Raw genomic sequence first — 19,427 nt, forward strand, 5'->3', positions numbered from 1 at the left:
CCTCATCAGCAGCGGTCAGGAGAAGTCGAAGGGAAGTAGCCCGGCGGGAACTTCGCATCGGGTGGCGGGTCCGCCGGGACCCCGCCCCCGGTCGCCTGGTCGACGCCGCCGCCGACCGAGCCCCCGGCGAATGCGGAAGACGGAGAAGTACTGGGGGTGCCGGGGGTGGCCGGGGTGGAAGGAGTGGACGGGGGAGCGAGCCGCTCGAGGGACCGCGCCATGCACTGCACCGGCGCCCCGTCGAAGTACGGCGTATTCGGGCCCTTGCTCACCGGCATGACCACCTGGAGCACCGACACGTACCGGCCCCGGTTCGCCAGCCACACCTGGTTCATCTGGCCGCCCTGCTTCGTTGCCGCGTAGACGCGGAACACGGTCTCCATGGTTCCCCTCTCCTTCCCAGTGTAGGCAGCAACAAGTCCGCATTTGCCCAATTCGTCACGCATGCGGTTCAGTTCGGCAGCGGCCTTGGCCTCGTTGCTGAGAGCGTGGATCGCGTACCGCGCGCTGCTGTTCTCGTTCCCCTGAAAGAAACGGACACTCGCCGAGGCCGGATCGTACAGCGCCGCTCCGCAGTGCATGAGCGGGATCTTCGCCGAGACATCCCCCGCGACGGTGCGCCAGTGCCAGTAGGAGTCCCCGGGCAGCGCGGTCGGCGGGAGCAGTTCACCGGTCAGCAGGTCGGTCGGCAGCGGGTCCGGCGAGGAGGAGCCACCGACCGCCGGGGTCTGCGCGCCGTTCTCCAGCCGCGGCAGGACCGCCCAACTGCCGACGGCCAGCGCGGCCGCGGCCACCACGGCCACCGCGCCCACCCGGCGCCGGGCACGGCGGCGCTCCCCCCGCCTGCGGACATCGGCGGGACGGGCGAGGACGATCAGCGGCTCGGTGTCGCGAGCCAGGTCCCGGAGGCGGTCGTCGAGCGGGTCAGCCATGGAGGGGCACCTCCTCTTCCTCGGTCAGCCGGTCGCCCAGCGCCTTGCGTGCGCGGCTGAGCCGGGTTCGTACCGCCGCGTTGGACACTCCGGTCTCCCGGGCGACCTCCTCGATCGGCAGGTCCATCAAATGGTGCAGCACGACGGCCGTGCGCTGCTCCGCGCCGAGCTCGCGCAGAGCGGCGATCAGAGCCACCCGGTCGGGTGCCAGTGCGGGCGCGTCCGACGGAACCCCGTACCTGAAGTGTGCCCGTACCCGGTTGCGGGTCTTGCGCCACGTGCTCACCGCCAGCCGCAGAGCCACCGTCCGCACCCACGGCGTCGGGTCCCCCTCGGCCGTGAGCTTCGCCCACCGCTGCCACGCGCGGGCATACGCCTCCTGCACGGCGTCCTCGGCCTCGCCGAGATCGCCGGTCACCGCGTACACCGCGGCCACCAGGCGTTTCGCGGTGACGGCGTAGAACTCGTCGAAGTCGTTCTGCGGCGTCGCGCCCGGGCTCACACCCACCCCGGAGGCGCGTGTGTCGTACGGATGTTCAATGTCCCTCCCGCTACGTACACGCACGGCGGGCCCGAAAGGTGACAACGAAATCAGGAAAACTTTTCAGCGACCGGGCAGCCGCCGCAGGAGCGGGGCGGCCAGCGACCGCACTTCGGTCAGCCGCAACGGGCCCGCCAGGGCCAGGACGGAGCAGCCGAGCGCGACGCCGCCGAGCAGCAGTCCGGCGCTGTCCCCGGCGAAGCCGGTGCCGAGCAGCCGCCCGCTGCCCTGGGCGATCCCGTACGCGGCGGCCGCGCCCGGCAGGCACGCGACGGCCAGCCGGACATGCGTGCCCAGGACGGCGGGCCGCCAGTTCAGCCGCCGGCGCAGCACCCAGGTCGTGCACGCCAGTCCGGCGCAGCAGGCGATCGCGTATCCGCCCGCCATGCCGGCCACGGCCCAGCGGGCGGGCAGCAGGGTGTACGAGGCGACGGCGAGCCCGGCGTTGACGGCGGCGATGACGACGTTGAGGAAGAAGGGCGTACGGGTGTCGCCGAGCGCGTAGAAGCCGCGGGCCAGCAGGTACTGGCCGGCGAAGGCCGGCAGGCCGAGGGCGAACGCCATCAGGATCCAGGCGATGGCCTGGGCGTCCGCGTCGGTGGTGCGGCCGTGCTGGAAGACGACCCCGGTGATCTGCGGGCCGAGCGCCAGGAAGGCCAGCACCGCCGGCACGATCGCGGCGGCCGAACCGCGCAGCCCGTACGACAGGTCGGCGCCGATCCGCGCGTGGTCGCCCTCGGTGGCGGCCCGGCTCATCCGCGGCAGCAGGGCGGTGACGAGGGAGACGGTGATGATCCCCTGGGGCACGACCCACAGCAGATAGGCGTTGCTGTAGGCGGCGAAGCCGACACCCACCGGACTGCCGCCGGCCAGCGCGTGGGCACCGGCCGAGGTGGCGAGCCGGGTGACGACCCAGTACGCGATCTGGTTGACGAAGACCAGCAGCAGCGTCCACCCGGCGGCCCGCATGGGCTGCATGAGCCCGGAGCCGCGCCAGTCGAAACGGGGCCGCCAGCGGAATCCGGCGCGGCGCAGGGCCGGGATCAGCGCCAGGGCCTGCACGGCGATGCCCGCGGTGGAGCCGAGCCCGAGGAGCAGCGCGTTGGCGTCGCTCATGGTGCCGGCGGCGGTCGTGTCGTGCGCGACCGCGAGGTACAGGCCGAACACCGCGATGACGACGACGTTGTTGAGGACCGGCGACCACATCATGGCGCCGAACCGGTCGCGGGCGGTGAGGATCTGGCCGAGCAGGGTGAAGACGCCGTAGAAGAGGATCTGCGGCAGGCAGTACCGGGCGAGCGCGATCGTCAGGTCGCGCTGGCCGCTGGTGAAGTCCGGCCCGTACGCGCTGACCAGCCAGGGGGCGGCGAGCGCCGCCCCGGCCGTGATCACCAGCAGCGCGGCCAGGCAGACGGTGAGCAGCCGGTCGGTGTAGGCGGCGCCGCCGTCGGCGTGCTCCTTGGCGGCGCGCACCAGCTGCGGGACGAACACCGAGTTCAGCGCCCCGCCGATGAGCATGATGTACAGGATGTTCGGGACGGTGTTCGCGACGCTGAACGCGTCACCGAGCAGGGTGGTGCCGAGGGCGGCGGTGATGATGCCGCTGCGCACGAAACCGGTGGCGCGCGAGGCGAGCGAGCCCAGCGCCATGACGCTGCCGCTGCGTTTCAGCGAGGCGGCGGTGTCGGTCGTGGTGGAAGCGGCGGCGGGTTCCGTGGGAGCGGGAGGGGCCGCGGCCTCCGGCGGGCAGGGACCGCCGAAGGGGGCGCCGCGCACCGCGTCCTGACCGCCGGGATCGCCGGTCCCCGCGTCACTGCCCACTGCTGATGTCACCCGTTGTGCTCCCCGGCCGGTCGCGGCCGTCGGCCGCGCAGACGCCGAAGTCTGCCCGTCCTGGGGCCGCTTGGGAAACCGGTGCGCGCTGTCGCGAACATCTCTGTCACATAGCGGTCCCGTCGGGCGTGAGACAGGTGAGCGGGCCATCAGGCCCACCGCACCGCGGAGGACGAGCCTTGACGATGACCACCCACCAGGACGCCGCCCGCAACGCCTTCCCCGGCCCGGCGGCACGGCTGCGACTGCGTCCCGTCACGGAGGACGAGCACCTGGAGTTCGTGCGGCGGCGCGGCCCGCGCGCGGTCAGTTTCCTGCAGAGCCCCTCCTGGGCCCGGGTCAAACCGGGCTGGTCGGCCGAGAGTCTGGGCTGGTTCGACGACACCGGGGCGATGGTCGGCTCTGCGCTGGTGCTGTACCGGCAGCTGCCCGGCACCCGGAGATCGTTCGCGTACCTCCCGGAGGGCCCGGTGCTGGACTGGTCCGCGCCGGACCTGGACCGCTGGCTGGAGCCGCTGCTGGACCATCTGCGGGGCACCGGGGCCTTCGCCGTACGGATGGGGCCGCCGCTGCCGTACCGGCGGTGGTCGGCGCGCACCCTCAAGGACGCGGTGGCGCCCGGCCGCCGGATGGGCGACGTCCTGCCGGACCTGGTGGACCCGCTGGGGGCGGCGGTCGCGGACCGGCTGCGCGAGGCGGGCTGGCGGCGCGGCGGCGAGGACGGCGCCAACGGGGACGCCCAGCCCCGGCTGATCTTCGAGATACCGCTGGCGGGCCGCGGCCTGGACGACCTGTGGACCGGGCTGAACCAGGAGTGGCGGCGGAACGTCAAGAAGGCCGCCAAGGCGGGGGTGGAGACCGCGGTCGGGGGCCTGGAGGAGCTGGCGGCCTTCCATGAGCTGCTGGGCGTCACCGAGCAGCGCGACGGCTTCCGGCTGGGGCGCGATCTGGCCTACTACCGGCGCCAGTACGAGGTGCTGAACGCGGAACGGCCGGGCGCCATGCGGCTCTACACCGCCCGCCACGGCGGCGAGATCCTCGCCGCGCACACCCTGCTCGTCTCACCGGACGGGTCCCGGGTCTGGTACCAGACGGGTGCCTCCGCCGATCACCGCCGCGAGGTGCGGCCGAGCAACGCGCTGCAGTGGCGGATGCTCTGCGACGCGCACGTGCTGGGCGCGTCCGTGTACGACATGCGGGGCGTACCGGACAGCCTGGACCCGGAGGCGCGCTCGTTCGGCCTGTTGCGCTGGAAGCTCGGTACGGGCGGCGAGGCGGTGGAGACGCTCGGCGAGTGGGAGCTGCCGCTCCAGGGCGCGGTCAACAAGACCTTGCACCGGGCGATGAACGCGTACCTGGCGCGGCGCTGAACGTGTACCTGGGCGCCGCTGAACCGTACGGCGCCGCGGCCGGGTGCCGCCCCCAGGACGGGGCCGCAGCGCGCCGCCGGCCGGCCCGGAACCGGCCGCTGCCCGCCCGGTGTTACGCGCGTCGACCAGCGGCAAAGGGGAGTCCGTCCTCAGACCGCCTCCACCACGCCGCGGCCGGTCGCCGCCACGGAGCGCAGCACCAGCAGCGTGCTCACCAGACCGAGCATCCCGGCCCCGGCGATCACGGCGTACGGCGGGGCCACCTCGGCGATCGCGCCGCCGATCGTCATGCCCAGGCCCTGGAGCGTCATCATGCCCGCGCCCAGCAACGACATCGCCTGGCCGCGCATCTCCTCCGGCACCGCCTCGACGAACCACTTGTCCATACCGAGCGCGTAGGCGGAACACAGCCCCACCACCAGCATGATGCCGATCGCCACCGGCAGCGGCGGGTGGAAGGCGAACAGCGCCATCGGCACCAGGGCCAGACCGGCGAGCGGCATCGCGATCCAGGTGCGCGCGGCCGGCGAGAGCAGCGTGCCGGCCGCCAGCTCGCTGACCACCGTTCCGGCCGGCATCGCCGCCAGCAGCAGCCCGACCCCGGCGGAACCGGCGCCGGCCGCGGCGGCGAACGGTGTCGCCAGCCCCTCGGCCACCGCGAAGAACATCGGCGGCACCCACCACCACAGCAGCAGCGCCCGGATCCTGCGGTGGCTCAGCAGCTGGCGGGCGCCGAGCAGCGACTGCCGCATCATCGAGCCGCTGCCGGTGACCCGTGCGGGACGGTTCAGGGTGCCGAGGCGCAGCAGCGCGGCCGAGCAGAGGAAGGTCCCGACGGCCACGGTGAGCGCGGCGCGCGGTGACAGCACCACCAGCACCAGGCCGCCGATCCCGAACCCGACGATCTGCGCGCTCTGCGAGACGATCCGCAGCAGGGAACGGCCCAGGACGTACGCATCGCCCTCCAGGATGTCCGCGAGGCTCGCGGCCCGCGTCCCCTGGAAGAGCGGCGTGATCATCGCGAGGACCGCCCGCAGCAGGAACAGCAGCGCCAGCGGGGTGAACGGCAGCGCCAGGACTCCGACGCAGGCCGCGCAGAGCAGGTCGCACGTCACGAGCACCCGGCGGGCCGGATACCGGTCGGAGACCCCCGAGAGCAGCACCCCGCTGAGCGCGTACGGCAGCATGCCGAGCGCGAAGATCAGAGACGTCAGCAACGGGGACCCGGTGCGCTGGAACACCAGCACCGCCAGTGCGACCTCGGCGAAGAAACTGCCGAACATGGACAGTACGTGTGCGGCGAAGATCGGCCGGAACTCACGGACCGCGAACACCGTGCGATATCCGACGGGCTGCGGCTCGACGGGATCGGCCGTCGTCCCCGCTGTCCCGTCGCACGTCGGCTCGTCACTTTTCTGAAGTCCCGAGTCTGAGTTTTCCGTTGTCATGGACGCAGCCTGGCGGACATCGGGACATGGCTTCTACAGTTTCGGCTGAAAACGAAACTTGGGAGAGATCATGCCGTTCCACATGCACTTCACGGCCGACGATCTGCTGTCCTCCCGGTTCGCGATCTCACCGCTCTGGGAGACCCAGGAGGCGATCCGCACCCTCCGGACACCGGCGCGCCAGGGGTACCACCTGCCGTGGCTGCGACAGGTCCGGTCGGTGGCCCGCGGGCTCGACCTCAGCCCGTTCGAGCTGGTGATGCCGCGGCGCGGCCACAACCCGGATTTCCTGTGCCCGCCGCCCGACGGGGTCTTCGCCACGATCGACGAGGAGCTGGCCCGGGTCCGCGGCACCGACCCCGCCGTGGCCCACGCGGACCTGGCCGGGGCGCTGGCGGCGGCTCCGGGCGCCGACGACGACGAGCGGGTCCGGGCGCTGCTCGACGACCCGGCGCGCACGGTGGACGAGCTCGCGGAACTGATGGCCCGGGTCTGGGACACGCTCCTCGCCCCGTTCTGGCCCCGGATGCGCGCCGTACTGGAGGCCGATGTGGCCTTCCACTCCCGCCGGCTGGCCGACGGCGGCCCGGAGCGGCTCTTCGCCGATCTGCACCCGAAGGTGAGCTGGTCGGACGGCACGCTCACGGTGGACCAGCGGGCCGAGCACGTCAGGACGCTGGGCGGCGAGGGTCTGCTGCTGGTGCCGAGCGTCTTCGTCCGGCCGGACGTGGTGAGCGGCTTCGACCCGCCCTGGCAGGCCACGATGGTCTACCCGGCGCGCGGCACCGCCACCCTGTGGACCGTGCCGGGCCCCGCGCCCGCCGAGCCGCTGATCCGGCTGCTGGGCCCCAACCGGGCGGCGATCCTCACCAACCTCGACGCGCCCGCGACCACCAGCGGGCTCGCCCGCCGCCACGACCTGGCGCTGTCGTCCGTCTCGGCCCATCTGTCGGTACTGCGCGACGCGGGCCTGCTCACCTCGCACCGCGACGGCCACCGGGTGCTGTACGAAAGGACCCCGCTCGGCCTCACCCTGGCCACGGGCGGGGGGTAGCGGCGCCCCTCAGCTCCCAGCGTCCCTCAGCTCCCGGCGGCGGGGTCCGTGCCGGGATCCGCGGCGGAGTCCGCAGCGGGGGCGAGGTACCGCTCGACGGTCTCGACCTTCGACGTCATCCCGTCCGTCACGCCGGGCCGGATGTCGGCCTTCAGCACGAGGGAGACGCGCGGCGCACGGGCCTCGACGGCGGCGACGGCGCGCTTGACGACGTCCATCACCTCGTCCCACTCGCCCTCGATGGAGGTGAACATCGCATCGGTGCGGTTCGGGAGACCGGACTCCCGGACGACGCGGACGGCGTCGGCGACGTACTCGCCCACGTCCTCGCCGACGCCCAGCGGGGAGACCGAGAAGGCGACGATCACGCGACGACGCCTTCCTGGCGGGCACGGGCGGCGATGATCTCCGACTCGGCCTCGCGGCGCAGCATGCGCTCGGCGAAGAAACCGCCGGTGGGGAGCACGGACAGCACCGCGTAGAGCGCGCCGCGGCCCAGCGTCCACTTGGCCCGGTACCAGGCCAGGGCCCACAGGACGACATAGAGGACGAACAGCACTCCGTGGACCATGCCCATGACCGGGACGGCGTTGAAGTCGGTGGTGCGCTTCAGGATCGAGCAGAGCAGCAGCAGGAGGAAGGAGACCGCCTCGGGGGCGGAGACCAGGCGGAGCCGGCGCAGGGCGGAGGCGGTCTTGATGTCCACGGATTCCTCATCATCGACGGGGGCGGTTCTTGTGAACGTGATCACAAAGCCCGTCCATTATCGCCGCCTCCTCCCCCGGACCCCGCCCCGGGGGTCGAGAACCGCACGGAGGGCGATAGCGTCCCCCTCCACGTAGAACACGTGAATGACACCGACGGACGACAACAAACGGGGGAACGGGACCCATGAAGTTCGACTGGGACCGGCGCCACTGCTCGCGCCGGGGCCACATCACCTACGCGCCGGACGAACGCCATCTGCGCGAGCGGCTGCACGCCACCACGTCCGTCGGCGAGGTCTGGCGCTGTCTGCGCTGCGGTGACTTCGCGCTGGGCGAGCCGCACGGCTCGGGGCCGGCCGACCAGGCGCCCGAGGTACCGCGCGGGCGGGCGCTGCGCGATCTGTTCATCCTGCGGTTCCTGGCGGTCGAGCGGCTGGTTCGCGGTGTCTTCATCGTGCTCGCCGCGTGGGCGGTGTGGAGGTTCAGCAACTCCCAGGACTCCGTCCGCAAGCTCTTCGAGGACCAGCTCTCGGTCTTCGGCCCGGTCGCCAAGCACTTCCACTACGACCTGGACCACTCCCCGGTCGTCGACACCATCCGCAAGACCTTCGACTACAAGCACTCGACGCTGGTGATCGTCGCCGTCGCGCTGCTCGTGTACGCGCTGATCGAGATCGTCGAGGCGTTCGGGCTCTGGTGGGGCAAGCGCTGGGCGGAGTACCTGACGGTCGTCGCCACCGCCGCGTTCCTGCCGCTGGAGGTCTACGAGCTGACCGAGAAGGTCAGCTGGGTCAAGATCGCGACGCTGACGCTCAACGTGCTGGCGGTGCTGTGGATCGCGCTGTCGAAGCGGCTGTTCGGGCTGCGCGGCGGCGTCGAGGCGTTCGAGGCCGAGCGCCGTGGCGCTTCGCTGCTGGAGGTCGAGGTCGCCGCCGGGGAAGAGCCTGTTCGCCCGATTCCGGTGACGGCTCCCGCACGGACGGATAGCGTCTGACCGTGGCCATGTTCCGATTGCAGGGCAGCAAAGTACTCGCCGTGGAGATGACCGGCGACGCCGTCAAGGCGAAGAACGGCGCGATGGTGGCCTACGACGGCCAGATGGCGTTCAAGAAGATGTCCGGGGGCGGTGAGGGGATCCGCGGCATGGTGACCCGCCGGCTGACCGGCGAATCCATGGAGGTCATGGAGGTGAAGGGGCACGGCACGTGCTACTTCGCCGACCGTGCGAGCGAGATCAACCTGGTGCGGCTGAACGGCGAGAAGCTCTACGTCGAGGCCAGCAACCTGCTGGCGACCGACCCCGGGCTGCGCACCGGCACCACCTTCACCGGGCTGCGCGGCGCGAGCCAGGGCAACGGCCTGTTCACCACGACCGTCGAGGGCGTCGGCCAGGCCGCGATCACCTCGGACGGTCCGGCGATCGTGCTGCGGGTCTCGGCGGGCATGCCGCTGCAGGTCGACCCGGGCGCCTACGTGGCGCACACCGGCAATCTGCAGCAGCACTTCCAGACCGGCATCAGCTGGCGGACGGTGATGGGCGAGGGGTCCGGGGAGAGCTTCCAGATCCGTTTCGAGGGCGAGGGGCTGGTCTACGTGCAGCCCAGCGAGCGCAACACGATCGGGGGACAGCTCTAGTGCCGTTCACCAAGATCAATTCCAAGATGGTCGAGGCGCAGATCCTGCCCGGCCAGCGGCTGTTCAGCCAGCGCGGCGCGATGCTCGCGTACCGCGGCGAGGTGTCGTTCACGCCGAACATCCAGGGCGGCCAGGGTGGCATCGCCTCGATGATCGGCCGGCGGGTCGCCAACGAGGCGACACCGCTGATGACCGTCGAGGGCCAGGGCTCGGTGATGTTCGGGCACGGCGGCCACCACATCCACACCATCGACCTGAGCGGCGAGACGCTCTACGTCGAGGCGGACCGGCTGCTGGCCTTCGACGGCACGCTGCAGCAGTCCACGATGTTCATGGGCTCGCAGGGCGGCGTCATGGGCGTGATCCGCGGCCAGGTCACCGGCCAGGGACTGTTCACCACCACGCTGCAGGGCAAGGGCTCGGTCGCCGTCATGGCACACGGCGGCGTCATCGAGCTGCCGATCACCCACCAGGGCCCGGTGCACGTCGACCCGCAGGCGTACGTCGCGCACCGCGGCGACGTGCGCAACAAGCTGTCCACGGCGCTGGGCTGGCGGGACATGGTCGGGCGGGGCTCGGGCGAGGCGTTCCAGCTGGAACTGTCGGGCCAGGGCACGGTGTACGTACAGGCGTCGGAGGACAAGCTGTGACCGCGATGGCCGGTGGGCCCGTCATTCACGATCCGCACACGCTGCCGGTCGACGACAACGTCAACCCGTACGCGTTCAGCGTCGAGCTCAAGGGACAGTGGTTCCTGCAAAAGGGGAAGATGATCGCCTATTACGGGCAGATCGACTTCCACGGCATCGGCAACGGCCGGCTCGACCGGCTGGTCGCCGCCAACTTCCACTCCCCCATGCACGCGTCGGACTGGGTGGTCGCCGAGGGCCAGGGCAAGCTGCTGCTCGCGGACCGGGCGTACGACGTCAACTCGTTCGACCTGGAGAACGGCAACCTGACCATCCGGTCGGGCAACCTGCTGGCCTTCCAGCCGGGCCTGGCGCTCAAGCAGTCGATCATCCCCGGCTTCCTCACCCTGATCGGGACCGGCAAGTTCGTCGCCGCCTCGAACGGGGCGGTGCACTTCGTGGAGCCGCCGATCCGGGTGGACCCGCAGGCGCTGGTCGGCTGGGCGGACTGCCCCTCCCCCTGCCACCACTACGACCACGGCTACATGCGCGGCGTCCTCGGCGGCCTGCGGGCGCTCACCGGGATCGGCGGGACGTCGGGCGAGGAGCACCAGTTCGAGTTCGTGGGGGCCGGACAGGTGCTGCTGCAGTCCACCGAGGTCCTGATGCCGGAGACGGCGACCGGCGGCGTGCCGGCCTCCGCCGGGCCCGGCGTGCCGGGCGCGGGGGTGCCGGGGGCGCCGGGCGGCCAGCAGGGACAGGTGCCGCGGCTGCCCGGTCAGCTGGGCGATCTGCAGCGGCGCTTCGGGCTCTGAGCGGTGTGGCCGGAGGGCGTTCGTTCCGGGCTGTGACCGGCTGACTACGGGGCCCGTTCATACGGTTTTCAACTACCTGTAGAATTCAACCCATGGAGACTGAGAACGGCACCAAGTGGCTCACCGAGGACGAGCAGCGCGCCTGGCGCACACATCTCGACGTCAGCCGACTGCTGATGCACCAGCTGGAGCGTGACCTGCAGCCGTTCGGCCTCACCAACAACGACTACGAGATCCTGGTCAATCTCTCGGAGTCCGACGACCGGCGCATGCGGATGAGCGATCTCGCACGCGCCACTCTCCAGTCCAAGAGCCGGCTCTCCCACCAGATCACCCGGATGGAGAGCACCGGCCTGGTCCGCCGGGAGAACTGCGAGTCCGACCGGCGCGGGCTGTACGCCGTGCTCACGGAGCTCGGCTGGGACACGATGCGGAAGGTCGCGCCGCACCACGTGGCGTCGGTCCGGGAGAACTTCATCGGGCTGCTGCCGGCGGAGGACCTGGCGGCGCTGCACAAGGCGCTGCTGCCGATCGCGGAACACTTGCGCTCGGCGCGCGGCCGCTAGTTCCCTGCGGGGCTCCCTGCGGGAATCCCTGCGGGGTTCCCTGCCGGAGGCTGGGTGGGTCGGGGCCGGGCTCTCCGGAGGAGGGGTCCGAAATCGTATATTTACGAGCCTGGCGGCTCACAAATACACGGCAGCATTTCGGACCCCTCCTCCTGCGATCCCGGCCCCTCGCGTCACTGCCCCGTTGAGGTGACGATGGGGACCTAGACCTGCGTGACGCTCTCGATCAGTTCGTCCGCCGCGGTGTACGGATCCAGGCGGCCCGTGATGATCCGTTCCGCCAGGGCGTCGAGCCGCTGGTCGCCGTGCAGGTCGCCGATCCGCTCGCGCAGGGCGGTGACCGCGATGTTCTCCACCTCGTTAGCGGCACGCCGGCGGCGGCGGGCGTCCAGGACGCCGTGCTCCTCCATCCAGGCGCGGTGCTTCTCCAGGGCCTCGACGACCTCGTCGATGCCCTCGCTGCGGGCCGCGACGGTCTTGACGATCGGCGGGCGCCAGTCCCCCGGGCCGCGCGACTCGCCCAGCCCGAGCATGTGGTTCAGCTCGCGCGCGGTGGAGTCGGCGCCGTCCCGGTCGGCCTTGTTGACCACGTAGACATCGCCGATCTCCAGGATCCCGGCCTTCGCGGCCTGGATCCCGTCGCCCATGCCCGGCGCCAGCAGCACCACACAGGTGTCCGCCTGGGCGGCGATCTCCACCTCGGACTGCCCGACGCCGACCGTCTCGACGAGGATCACCTCGCAGCCGGCCGCGTCGAGCACCCGGATCGCCTGCGGCGCCGACCAGGCGAGGCCACCGAGGTGACCACGGGTCGCCATCGAGCGGATGTAGACGCCCGGGTCGGAGGCGTGCTCCGACATCCGCACCCGGTCACCGAGCAGCGCGCCGCCGGAGAACGGCGAGGACGGGTCCACCGCCAGTACTCCGACCCGCTTGCCGCGCTTGCGGTACGCGGTGACCAGCGCGGACGTGGAGGTGGACTTGCCCACGCCCGGCGAGCCCGTCAGACCGACCACGTACGCGCCGCCGGACAGCGGCGCGAGCGCGGCCATCACCTCCCGGAGCTGCGGGGACGCCCCCTCCACCAGCGAGATCAGCCGGGCCACGGCCCGCGGCCTGCCCTCCCGCGCCTGCTCGACCAGCGTGGCGACGTCCATCGCTTCGCGCTCCTTCTTTTTTGGGGCTCGGTTCGCCTCCGGGGCGCGAGAGCCGTTATGGGGGTCCCCCCGGACGGAGTCTGGGGGAGGTCGACCGTGCTCCCTCCCCCGACAACGACGCGCCCCTTCGGCTCACTCGCCGGTGGGTGGTGGCGGTGGCCATGCCTGCCGGGAGGCTACTTGCCGGGGACGCGGATGATCAGGGCGTCGCCCTGGCCGCCTCCGCCGCAGAGCGCCGCGGCGCCCGTTCCGCCGCCGCGCCGCTTGAGCTCCAGCGCGAGGTGCAGGACGACCCGCGCCCCCGACATCCCGATCGGGTGACCCAGGGCGATCGCACCGCCGTTGACGTTCACCTTTTCAGGTGTCACGCCGAGGTCCTTCATCGACTGCACGGCGACCGCGGCGAACGCCTCGTTGATCTCGATCAGGTCCAGATCCTGCACGGTCAGACCGTCCTTGGCCAGCGCGTGCGCGATGGCGTTGGAGGGCTGGGACTGCAGCGAGTTGTCCGGGCCCGCGACGTTGCCGTGCGCGCCGATCTCGGCGATCCACTCCAGGCCCAGCTCCTCGGCCTTCGCCTTGCTCATGACGACCACCGCGGCGGCGCCGTCGGAGATCTGCGAGGAGGTGCCGGCGGTGATCGTGCCGTCCTTGGCGAAGGCGGGGCGGAGCTTGCCGAGCGATTCCGTGGTGGTCTCGGGGCGGATGCCCTCGTCCTTGCTGAAGATCACCGGGTCGCCCTTGCGCTGCGGGATCTCGACGGGGGTGATCTCGGCCTCGAACAGGCCGTTCTTCTGCGCGGCGGCGGCGCGCTGGTGGGACTGGGCCGCGATCTCGTCCTGGGCCGCACGCCCGATGCCGAGGCGGGTGTTGTGCTTCTCGGTCGACTCCCCCATCGGAATGTTCTCGAAGGAGTCGGTGAGGCCGTCGTAGGCCATCGCGTCGAGCATCTCGATCGCGCCGTACTTGAAGCCCTCACGGGACTTCGGCAGCAGGTGCGGGGCGTTGGTCATCGACTCCTGGCCGCCGGCGACGACGATGTCGAACTCGCCGGCGCGGATCAGCTGGTCGGCGAGGGCGATCGCGTCAAGGCCGGAAAGGCAGACCTTGTTGATCGTCAGGGCCGGGACGTTCATCGGGATGCCGCCCTTGACGGCGGCCTGGCGGGCCGGGATCTGGCCGGCGCCGGCCTGCAGCACCTGGCCCATGATGACGTACTGCACCTGGTCGCCGCCGATCCCCGCGCGGTCCAGCGCCGCCTTGATCGCGACGCCCCCGAGGTCGGCGCCGCTAAAGGATCGCAAGGATCCGAGCAGCCTTCCCATGGGAGTTCTGGCACCTGCGACGATCACGGACGTACGTGGCTGGCTCATGGTGCGGCCCCTTCAGCAGAGGAAGAGAGAAGTTAACGAGGGTTACCGTCAATGTACTGAGCGGTAAGCGCGCGGTCATCGGGCGGAACGTGTGATCGCGCGCACGTTGCGTTACCGGGTCAGGTAGCGGTGCACTGTTCCCATGCTGACTCGCATCGACCACATCGGTATCGCGTGCTTCGATCTCGACGCCACCGTCGAGTTCTACCGCGCCACGTACGGCTTCGAGGTCCACCACTCCGAGGTGAACGAGGAGCAGGGCGTACGGGAGGCCATGCTCAAGATCAACGAGACCTCCGACGGCGGCGCCTCCTACCTCCAGCTCCTGGAACCGACCCGCGAGGACTCCGCGGTCGGCAAATGGCTGGCAAAGAACGGCGAGGGCGTGCACCACATCGCCTTCGGCACCGCGGACGTGGACGGCGACGCCGCGGACATCGCGGGCAAGGGCGTCCGCGTGCTCTACGAAGAGCCGCGAATCGGCTCCATGGGGTCACGGATCACGTTCCTGCACCCCAAGGACTGCCATGGTGTCCTCACCGAGCTGGTCACCGCCGCCAAGGACCACTGACCCCAGCCCCCCTTGGGCCGGTAGAGTGGCCCAGCCGACGGGTGGGCGTGGGGTACCGGCCCGCTCCACGGCGTGGATCAGACACACTTCTCCGTAGGGCTCTGTGCAAACAGGGCTCCGGAGAGTCTCACCCGGTTGGCGGGTGAGAACGCCAGGGGACGGATGGGACCGCGGAGTGCGGGGCAACGACCGCTACGAGGCCGACGATCACCTCTCGCTGTTCGAAGCTGAGATGGAGCGGCTTCGCACCGAGCGGGGTAAGGCCGTCGAGCACGCCGACGACCTGGGCTACCAGGTCGAGGTTCTGCGCGCCAAACTTCACGAGGCACGCCGCAATCTCGCCGCCCGCCCCGCCTACGACAACATCGGCCACCAGGCCGACCAGCTGCTGCGCAACGCCCAGATCCAGGCGGACCAGCTGCGCACCGACGCGGAGCGCGAGCTGCGCGAGGCGCGCGCCGCCACCCAGCGCCTGCTGCAGGAACAGGCCGAGCGGCAGTCCCGCTTCGAGGCCGAATGGCATGCCGAGGCCGTCGCCCGGCGCCGTCAGCTCGACGAGGAGCTGGGCGAGCGCCGGGCCACCGTCGAGACCCACGTCAACGAGAACGTGGCCTGGGCCGAGCAGCTGCGGGCCCGCAGCGAGTCCCAGGCCCGCCGGCTGCTGGACGAGACCCGCGCCGAGTCCGAGACGGCGCTCGCCGCCGCCCGCGCCGAGGCGACCCGGATCGCCGAGCAGACCCGCGAGCGGCTCACCGCCGAGGCGGAGTCCGCGAAGTCGGAGGCCGAGCAGCTGCTGCGGCGGGCCAGGACCGACGCGGAACGGCTGCTGAACGCGGCCTCCAACCAGGCGCAGGAAGCCAGCAGCCAGGCCGAGCAGCTGCGGACGTCCACCCTCAGCGAGTCCGACGCGGCCCGCCAGGAGGCCACCGAGCTCACCCGGCTCGCCCAGGAGCGGATGCGCGAGGCCGACGATTCGCTGCGCGAGGCCCGCGCGGAGGCCGACCGGCTGCGCGAGGAGGCCAACACGGCCGCCTCGAAGCGGCTGTCCACGGCCGAGGCCGAGAACGAGCAGCGCACCCGTACCGCCCGCGCCGAGATCGCCCGCATGGTGACGGAGGCGACCAAGGAGTCGGAGGCCGCCAAGGCCGAGGCCGAGCAGGTCCGCGCCGATGCGGTCGCCGAAGCCGAGCGGGTCCGGGCCGAGGCCCAGGAGACGGCGCGGTCCGCCGCGTCCGAGGACGCCGCGGCGCAGCTGGCCCAGGCGGCCAGGAGCGCCGAGGAGGTGCTGACGAAGGCGTCCCAGGACGCCCAGTCGACCACCCGGGCGGCCGCCGAGGAGGCCGAGCGGATCCGCGGCGAGGCCGAGGCGGAGGCCGAGCGGCTGCGCGGCCAGGCCGAGGCGTCGGCGCAGGAGCTGCGCGGCGCCGCGCAGGACGACACCGAGGAGTACCGGGCCAAGACCGTCGAGCTGCAGGAGGAGGCGCGCAGGCTGCGCGGCGAGGCCGAGCAGCTGCGGGCCGACGCGGTCGCCGAGGGCGAGCGGATCCGCGGCGAGGCCCGCCGTGAGGCCGTCCAGCAGATCGAGGAGGCCGCCAGGACCGCCGAGGGCCTGCTGGCCAAGGCGAAGGCGGACGGCGACGAGATGCGCCAGGGCGCGTCCACCGAGTCCGACCGGATGCGGGCCGAGTCCACCGAGCGTGCCTCCGCGCTGAACAAGAAGGCCGAGGAGGCCCTGGAGCGGGCCCGCGCCGAGGCCGACGTGCTGCGCGGCGAGGCCGAGCAGCAGGCCGGCCAGGTCAAGGAGGACGCCGAGGCCGAGGTGCTGCGGCAGCGCGGCGAGGCCGAGCAGACCGTGCTGCGGCTGCGGGCCGACGCCGAAGCCGACCTGGTGCGGCTGCGCGAGGAGGCCGAGCAGCGCGTCACCACCGCCGAGCAGGCGCTGCGCGACGCCCGCGGCGAGGCCGAGCGGCTGCGCCGCGAGGCGGCCGACGAGGCGGAACGGCTGCGGAACGAGACCGCGGAGCGGGTCCGGGTCCTCCAGGAGCAGGCCGAGGCCGAAACGGTACGGCTGCGTGACGAGGCCGCGGCCGACGCGTCGCAGACCCGCGCCGAGGCCGAGACGATCGCGGTGCGGCTGCGTACCGACGCCGCGACCGAGGCCGAACAGCTGCGCGCCGAGGCGCAGGAGACCGCGGACCGGCTGCGCGCGGAGGCCGCCGCGGCCGCCGAGCGGACCGGCACCGAGGCCGCCGAGGCGCTGGCCGCCGCCCAGGAGGAGGCGGCCCGCCGCCGCCGCGAGGCCGAGGAACTGCTCGCCGCCGCGCGCGGCGAGGCCGACCAGGAGCGGTCCCAGGCCCGCCGCGAGAGCGAGGAACTGCTCGCGTCGGCCCGTACCCGGGTCCAGGAGGCCGGGGTCGAGGCCGACCGGCTGGTCGCCGAGGCCGAGTCGCGGGCCACCGAACTGGTCGCCGCCGCCGAGCAGACCGCTCAGCAGGTCCGTGACGCCGTCGCGCATCTGCACGAGCAGGCCGACGAGGAGATCGCCGGACTGCGGTCCGCCGCCGAGCACGCCGCCGACCGGCTGCGTACCGAGGCCCAGGGCGAGGCCGACCGGCTGCACGCGGACGCCAACTCCGAACGGGAGCGGGCCGCCGAGGACGCCGCGCGGGTCCGCCGCGACGCCAAGGAGGAGACGGACGCCGCCAAGTCGCTGGCGGAGCGCACCGTTTCCGAGGCGATCGAGGAGTCCGAGCAGCTGCGCACGGAGTCCCGTGACGACGCCAACCGCCGCCGTACCGAGGCCGCCGGCCAGGCCGACCAGCTGATCACCAAGGCCCGTGAGGAGGCCGAACGTCTCGGCATCCTGGCCAAGGACGCGCTGGACACCGCCGAGCGCGAGTCGGAGGCGACCCGCGCCGAGGCCGACCGGATCCGCGACGAGGCCCGCGAGGCCGCCAACCGCCGCCGCAGCGAGGCCGCCGAGCAGGCGGATGAGCTGATCGCCAAGGCGCAGGCCGAGGCGGTGCGGATCGGGGCGGCCGCCGAGGAGCAGTCCGACACGATGGTCGGTGCCGCCCGCACCGAGGCCGAACGGATCTTCGCCGAGGCGACGCTGGAGTGCAACGGACTGGTCGAGCGGGCCCGTACGGACGCGGACACCCTGCTCGGCGAGGCGCGCCGGGACGCCACGTCGATAAGGGAACGCACCGAGGAACTGCGCAACCGCGTCGAGTCCGAGGTGGAGGAGCTGCACGAGCGGGCCCGCAAGGAGTCCTCCGAGCAGATGCGGACGGCCGGCGAGCGCGTCGACAAGCTGGTCGCGGCCGCCACCGAGCAGCTCACCGAGGCCGAGGCGAAGGCCGAGGAGCTCAAGTCCACGGCCTCGTCCGAGGCGAGCAAGGTACGGATCGCCGCCGTGAAGAAGGCCGAGGGGCTGCTCAAGGAGGCCGAGCAGAAGAAGGCCGACGCGGATCGGGATGCGGAGCGGGTCAAGGGGGAGGCCCGGGCCGAGGCGGAGCGTACGGTCACCGAGGGCAAGCGCGAGTTGGAGATCCTGGTGCGCCGCCGACAGGACATCAATGCCGAGATCTCCCGTGTCCAGGACGTCCTGGAGGCGTTGGAGTCATTCGAGACCCCAGGAGCCGGGAAGAACGCGGTGACCGCCGGTGCGGGGGCCGGAACCACCCGTTCGGGGGGCAAGCGCAACGACGATGCTCCACTCGATTGAGCGGACATTCTCCATACCTAATAGGCAATGGCTCGGTGACACGCCGTCCGGGCCCCTAGGATTCCCTCTATCACCTCACCCGGTCTGAATTGACAGGAACCCCATGAGTGACACCTCCTCCCCCTTCGGCTTCGAACTCGTTCGGCGCGGATATGACCGCGGTCAGGTGGACGACCGCATCACCAAGCTCGTCGCCGACCGTGATAGCGCACTGACCCGGATCACCGCGCTGGAGAAGCGCATCGAGGAGCTACACCTCGAGACCCAGAACGCGCAGGCGCAGGTCAACGACGCCGAGCCGTCGTACGCCGGCCTCGGTGCCCGCGTCGAGAAGATCCTCCGCCTCGCCGAGGAGGAGGCGAAGGACCTTCGTGAGGAGGCCCGCCGCGCGGCCGAGCAGCACCGCGAGCTCGCCGAGTCCGCCGCCAACCAGGTGCGCAACGACGCCGAGACCTTCGCCGCGGACCGCAAGTCCAAGGCCGAGGACGAGGGCGCCCGGATCGTCGACAAGGCGAAGTCCGACTCCACGCAGCTGCGTGGCGAGGCCCAGAAGGACGCCCAGGCCAAGCGCGAGGAGGCCGACGCCCTCTTCGAGGAGACCCGTGCCAAGGCCGCCCAGGCCGCAGCCGACTTCGAGACGAACCTGGCCAAGCGCCGCGAGCAGTCCGAGCGTGACCTGGCGTCGCGTCAGGCCAAGGCCGAGAAGCGCCTGGCGGAGATCGAGCACCGCGCCGAGCAGCTCCGCCTGGAGGCCGAGAAGCTCCGTACCGACGCCGAGCGCCGCGCCCGCCAGACGGTGGAGACGGCCCAGCGCCAGTCCGAGGACATCGTCGCGGACGCGAACGCGAAGGCCGACCGGATCCGCAGCGAGTCCGAGCGCGAGCTGGCGGCGCTCACCAACCGCCGCGACAGCATCAACGCCCAGCTGACCAACGTCCGCGAGATGCTGGCCACCCTCACCGGTGCGGCGGTGGCCGCGGCCACCGGCCCGGCCGACGAGGAGCCGATCTCCCGCGGCGTCCCGGCGCAGCAGGGCAGGTAACACCACAAAGCGGGCACACCCCTCCCG

General features: G+C 72.0%; 18 protein-coding genes. 10 read left to right on the forward strand and 8 right to left on the reverse strand.

Features of this window, described 5'->3' with window-relative positions; translation table 11 throughout:
• Positions 1–5: 5 nt before the first annotated feature.
• The 3 genes from LNW73_RS09475 to murJ form a co-directional block, all read right to left on the reverse strand.
• Complete coding sequence (locus tag LNW73_RS09475) at positions 6–932, reverse strand: hypothetical protein (RefSeq protein WP_250989631.1); 927 nt, start codon at positions 930–932, stop codon at positions 6–8.
• Complete coding sequence (locus tag LNW73_RS09480) at positions 925–1,434, reverse strand: SigE family RNA polymerase sigma factor (RefSeq protein ID WP_250977782.1); 510 nt, start codon at positions 1,432–1,434, stop codon at positions 925–927. The genes LNW73_RS09475 and LNW73_RS09480 overlap by 8 nt, the downstream gene beginning before the upstream one ends.
• A gap of 102 nt (positions 1,435–1,536) precedes the next feature.
• Entirely contained in the window at positions 1,537–3,123 is a 1,587-nt protein-coding gene (gene murJ / locus LNW73_RS09485; protein WP_250992862.1) for a murein biosynthesis integral membrane protein MurJ, read from the reverse strand.
• 368 nt (positions 3,124–3,491) lie between these two features.
• On the opposite strand from murJ, the gene LNW73_RS09490 reads away from it, so the two are divergent.
• Positions 3,492–4,676: a lipid II:glycine glycyltransferase FemX gene (locus LNW73_RS09490; protein WP_250989632.1), complete on the forward strand. Its 1,185-nt coding sequence runs from the start codon at positions 3,492–3,494 to the stop codon at positions 4,674–4,676.
• Positions 4,677–4,825: 149 nt separating this feature from the next.
• Here LNW73_RS09490 and LNW73_RS09495 read toward each other — a convergent pair whose 3' ends face one another.
• Complete coding sequence (locus LNW73_RS09495; RefSeq protein ID WP_250989633.1) at positions 4,826–6,010, reverse strand: MFS transporter; 1,185 nt, start codon at positions 6,008–6,010, stop codon at positions 4,826–4,828.
• A 184-nt stretch (positions 6,011–6,194) separates the two neighbouring features.
• Here LNW73_RS09495 and LNW73_RS09500 point away from each other — a divergent pair, with 184 nt between their 5' ends.
• On the forward strand, positions 6,195–7,178 hold the full coding sequence (locus LNW73_RS09500) for an ArsR/SmtB family transcription factor (protein WP_250989634.1): 984 nt from the start codon (positions 6,195–6,197) through the stop codon (positions 7,176–7,178).
• Positions 7,179–7,204: 26 nt separating this feature from the next.
• Here the strand turns inward: LNW73_RS09500 and LNW73_RS09505 are convergent, their stop codons facing one another.
• Together LNW73_RS09505 and LNW73_RS09510 are read right to left on the reverse strand one after the other, a co-directional pair.
• Entirely contained in the window at positions 7,205–7,546 is a 342-nt protein-coding gene (locus LNW73_RS09505) for an MTH1187 family thiamine-binding protein (RefSeq protein ID WP_250989635.1), read from the reverse strand.
• A complete protein-coding gene (locus tag LNW73_RS09510; RefSeq protein WP_138357140.1) occupies positions 7,543–7,884 on the reverse strand; it encodes a DUF3817 domain-containing protein in 342 nt (113 codons plus the stop codon). The genes LNW73_RS09505 and LNW73_RS09510 overlap by 4 nt, the downstream gene beginning before the upstream one ends.
• Before the next feature lie 185 nt (positions 7,885–8,069).
• Here LNW73_RS09510 and LNW73_RS09515 point away from each other — a divergent pair, with 185 nt between their 5' ends.
• From LNW73_RS09515 to LNW73_RS09535, 5 genes are all read left to right on the forward strand, one after another.
• Positions 8,070–8,879, forward strand: a complete 810-nt coding sequence (locus LNW73_RS09515) for a DUF2127 domain-containing protein (protein ID WP_250989636.1) — start codon at positions 8,070–8,072, stop codon at positions 8,877–8,879.
• Between the two features lie 2 nt (positions 8,880–8,881).
• On the forward strand, positions 8,882–9,520 hold the full coding sequence (locus LNW73_RS09520) for an AIM24 family protein (RefSeq protein WP_138357143.1): 639 nt from the start codon (positions 8,882–8,884) through the stop codon (positions 9,518–9,520).
• Positions 9,520–10,170 (forward strand): AIM24 family protein, encoded by a 651-nt coding sequence (locus LNW73_RS09525; RefSeq protein WP_138357144.1) that lies wholly within the window; start codon positions 9,520–9,522, stop codon positions 10,168–10,170. The genes LNW73_RS09520 and LNW73_RS09525 overlap by 1 nt, the downstream gene beginning before the upstream one ends.
• Before the next feature lie 5 nt (positions 10,171–10,175).
• Positions 10,176–10,964, forward strand: a complete 789-nt coding sequence (locus LNW73_RS09530; protein WP_250992863.1) for an AIM24 family protein — start codon at positions 10,176–10,178, stop codon at positions 10,962–10,964.
• 92 nt (positions 10,965–11,056) lie between these two features.
• Complete coding sequence (locus LNW73_RS09535) at positions 11,057–11,530, forward strand: MarR family winged helix-turn-helix transcriptional regulator (RefSeq protein WP_250989637.1); 474 nt, start codon at positions 11,057–11,059, stop codon at positions 11,528–11,530.
• A 203-nt stretch (positions 11,531–11,733) separates the two neighbouring features.
• Here LNW73_RS09535 and meaB read toward each other — a convergent pair whose 3' ends face one another.
• Complete coding sequence (meaB, locus tag LNW73_RS09540; protein WP_250989638.1) at positions 11,734–12,687, reverse strand: methylmalonyl Co-A mutase-associated GTPase MeaB; 954 nt, start codon at positions 12,685–12,687, stop codon at positions 11,734–11,736.
• Positions 12,688–12,863: 176 nt separating this feature from the next.
• Positions 12,864–14,039, reverse strand: coding sequence for an acetyl-CoA C-acetyltransferase (locus LNW73_RS09545; protein WP_250980332.1), 1,176 nt, complete (start codon positions 14,037–14,039; stop codon positions 12,864–12,866).
• Between the two features lie 163 nt (positions 14,040–14,202).
• Here LNW73_RS09545 and mce point away from each other — a divergent pair, with 163 nt between their 5' ends.
• The 3 genes from mce (at position 14,203) to LNW73_RS09560 (ending at position 19,400) form a co-directional block, all read left to right on the forward strand.
• Positions 14,203–14,631 (forward strand): methylmalonyl-CoA epimerase, encoded by a 429-nt coding sequence (mce, locus tag LNW73_RS09550; protein ID WP_138357147.1) that lies wholly within the window; start codon positions 14,203–14,205, stop codon positions 14,629–14,631.
• Positions 14,632–14,806: 175 nt separating this feature from the next.
• On the forward strand, positions 14,807–18,358 hold the full coding sequence (scy, locus tag LNW73_RS09555) for a polarized growth protein Scy (protein ID WP_374118063.1): 3,552 nt from the start codon (positions 14,807–14,809) through the stop codon (positions 18,356–18,358).
• Positions 18,359–18,461: 103 nt separating this feature from the next.
• Positions 18,462–19,400, forward strand: a complete 939-nt coding sequence (locus LNW73_RS09560) for a cellulose-binding protein (RefSeq protein ID WP_250989639.1) — start codon at positions 18,462–18,464, stop codon at positions 19,398–19,400.
• Positions 19,401–19,427: the final 27 nt, after the last annotated feature.

Source organism: Streptomyces sp. RKAG337, assembly GCF_023701715.1.
Taxonomy (GTDB): domain Bacteria; phylum Actinomycetota; class Actinomycetes; order Streptomycetales; family Streptomycetaceae; genus Actinacidiphila.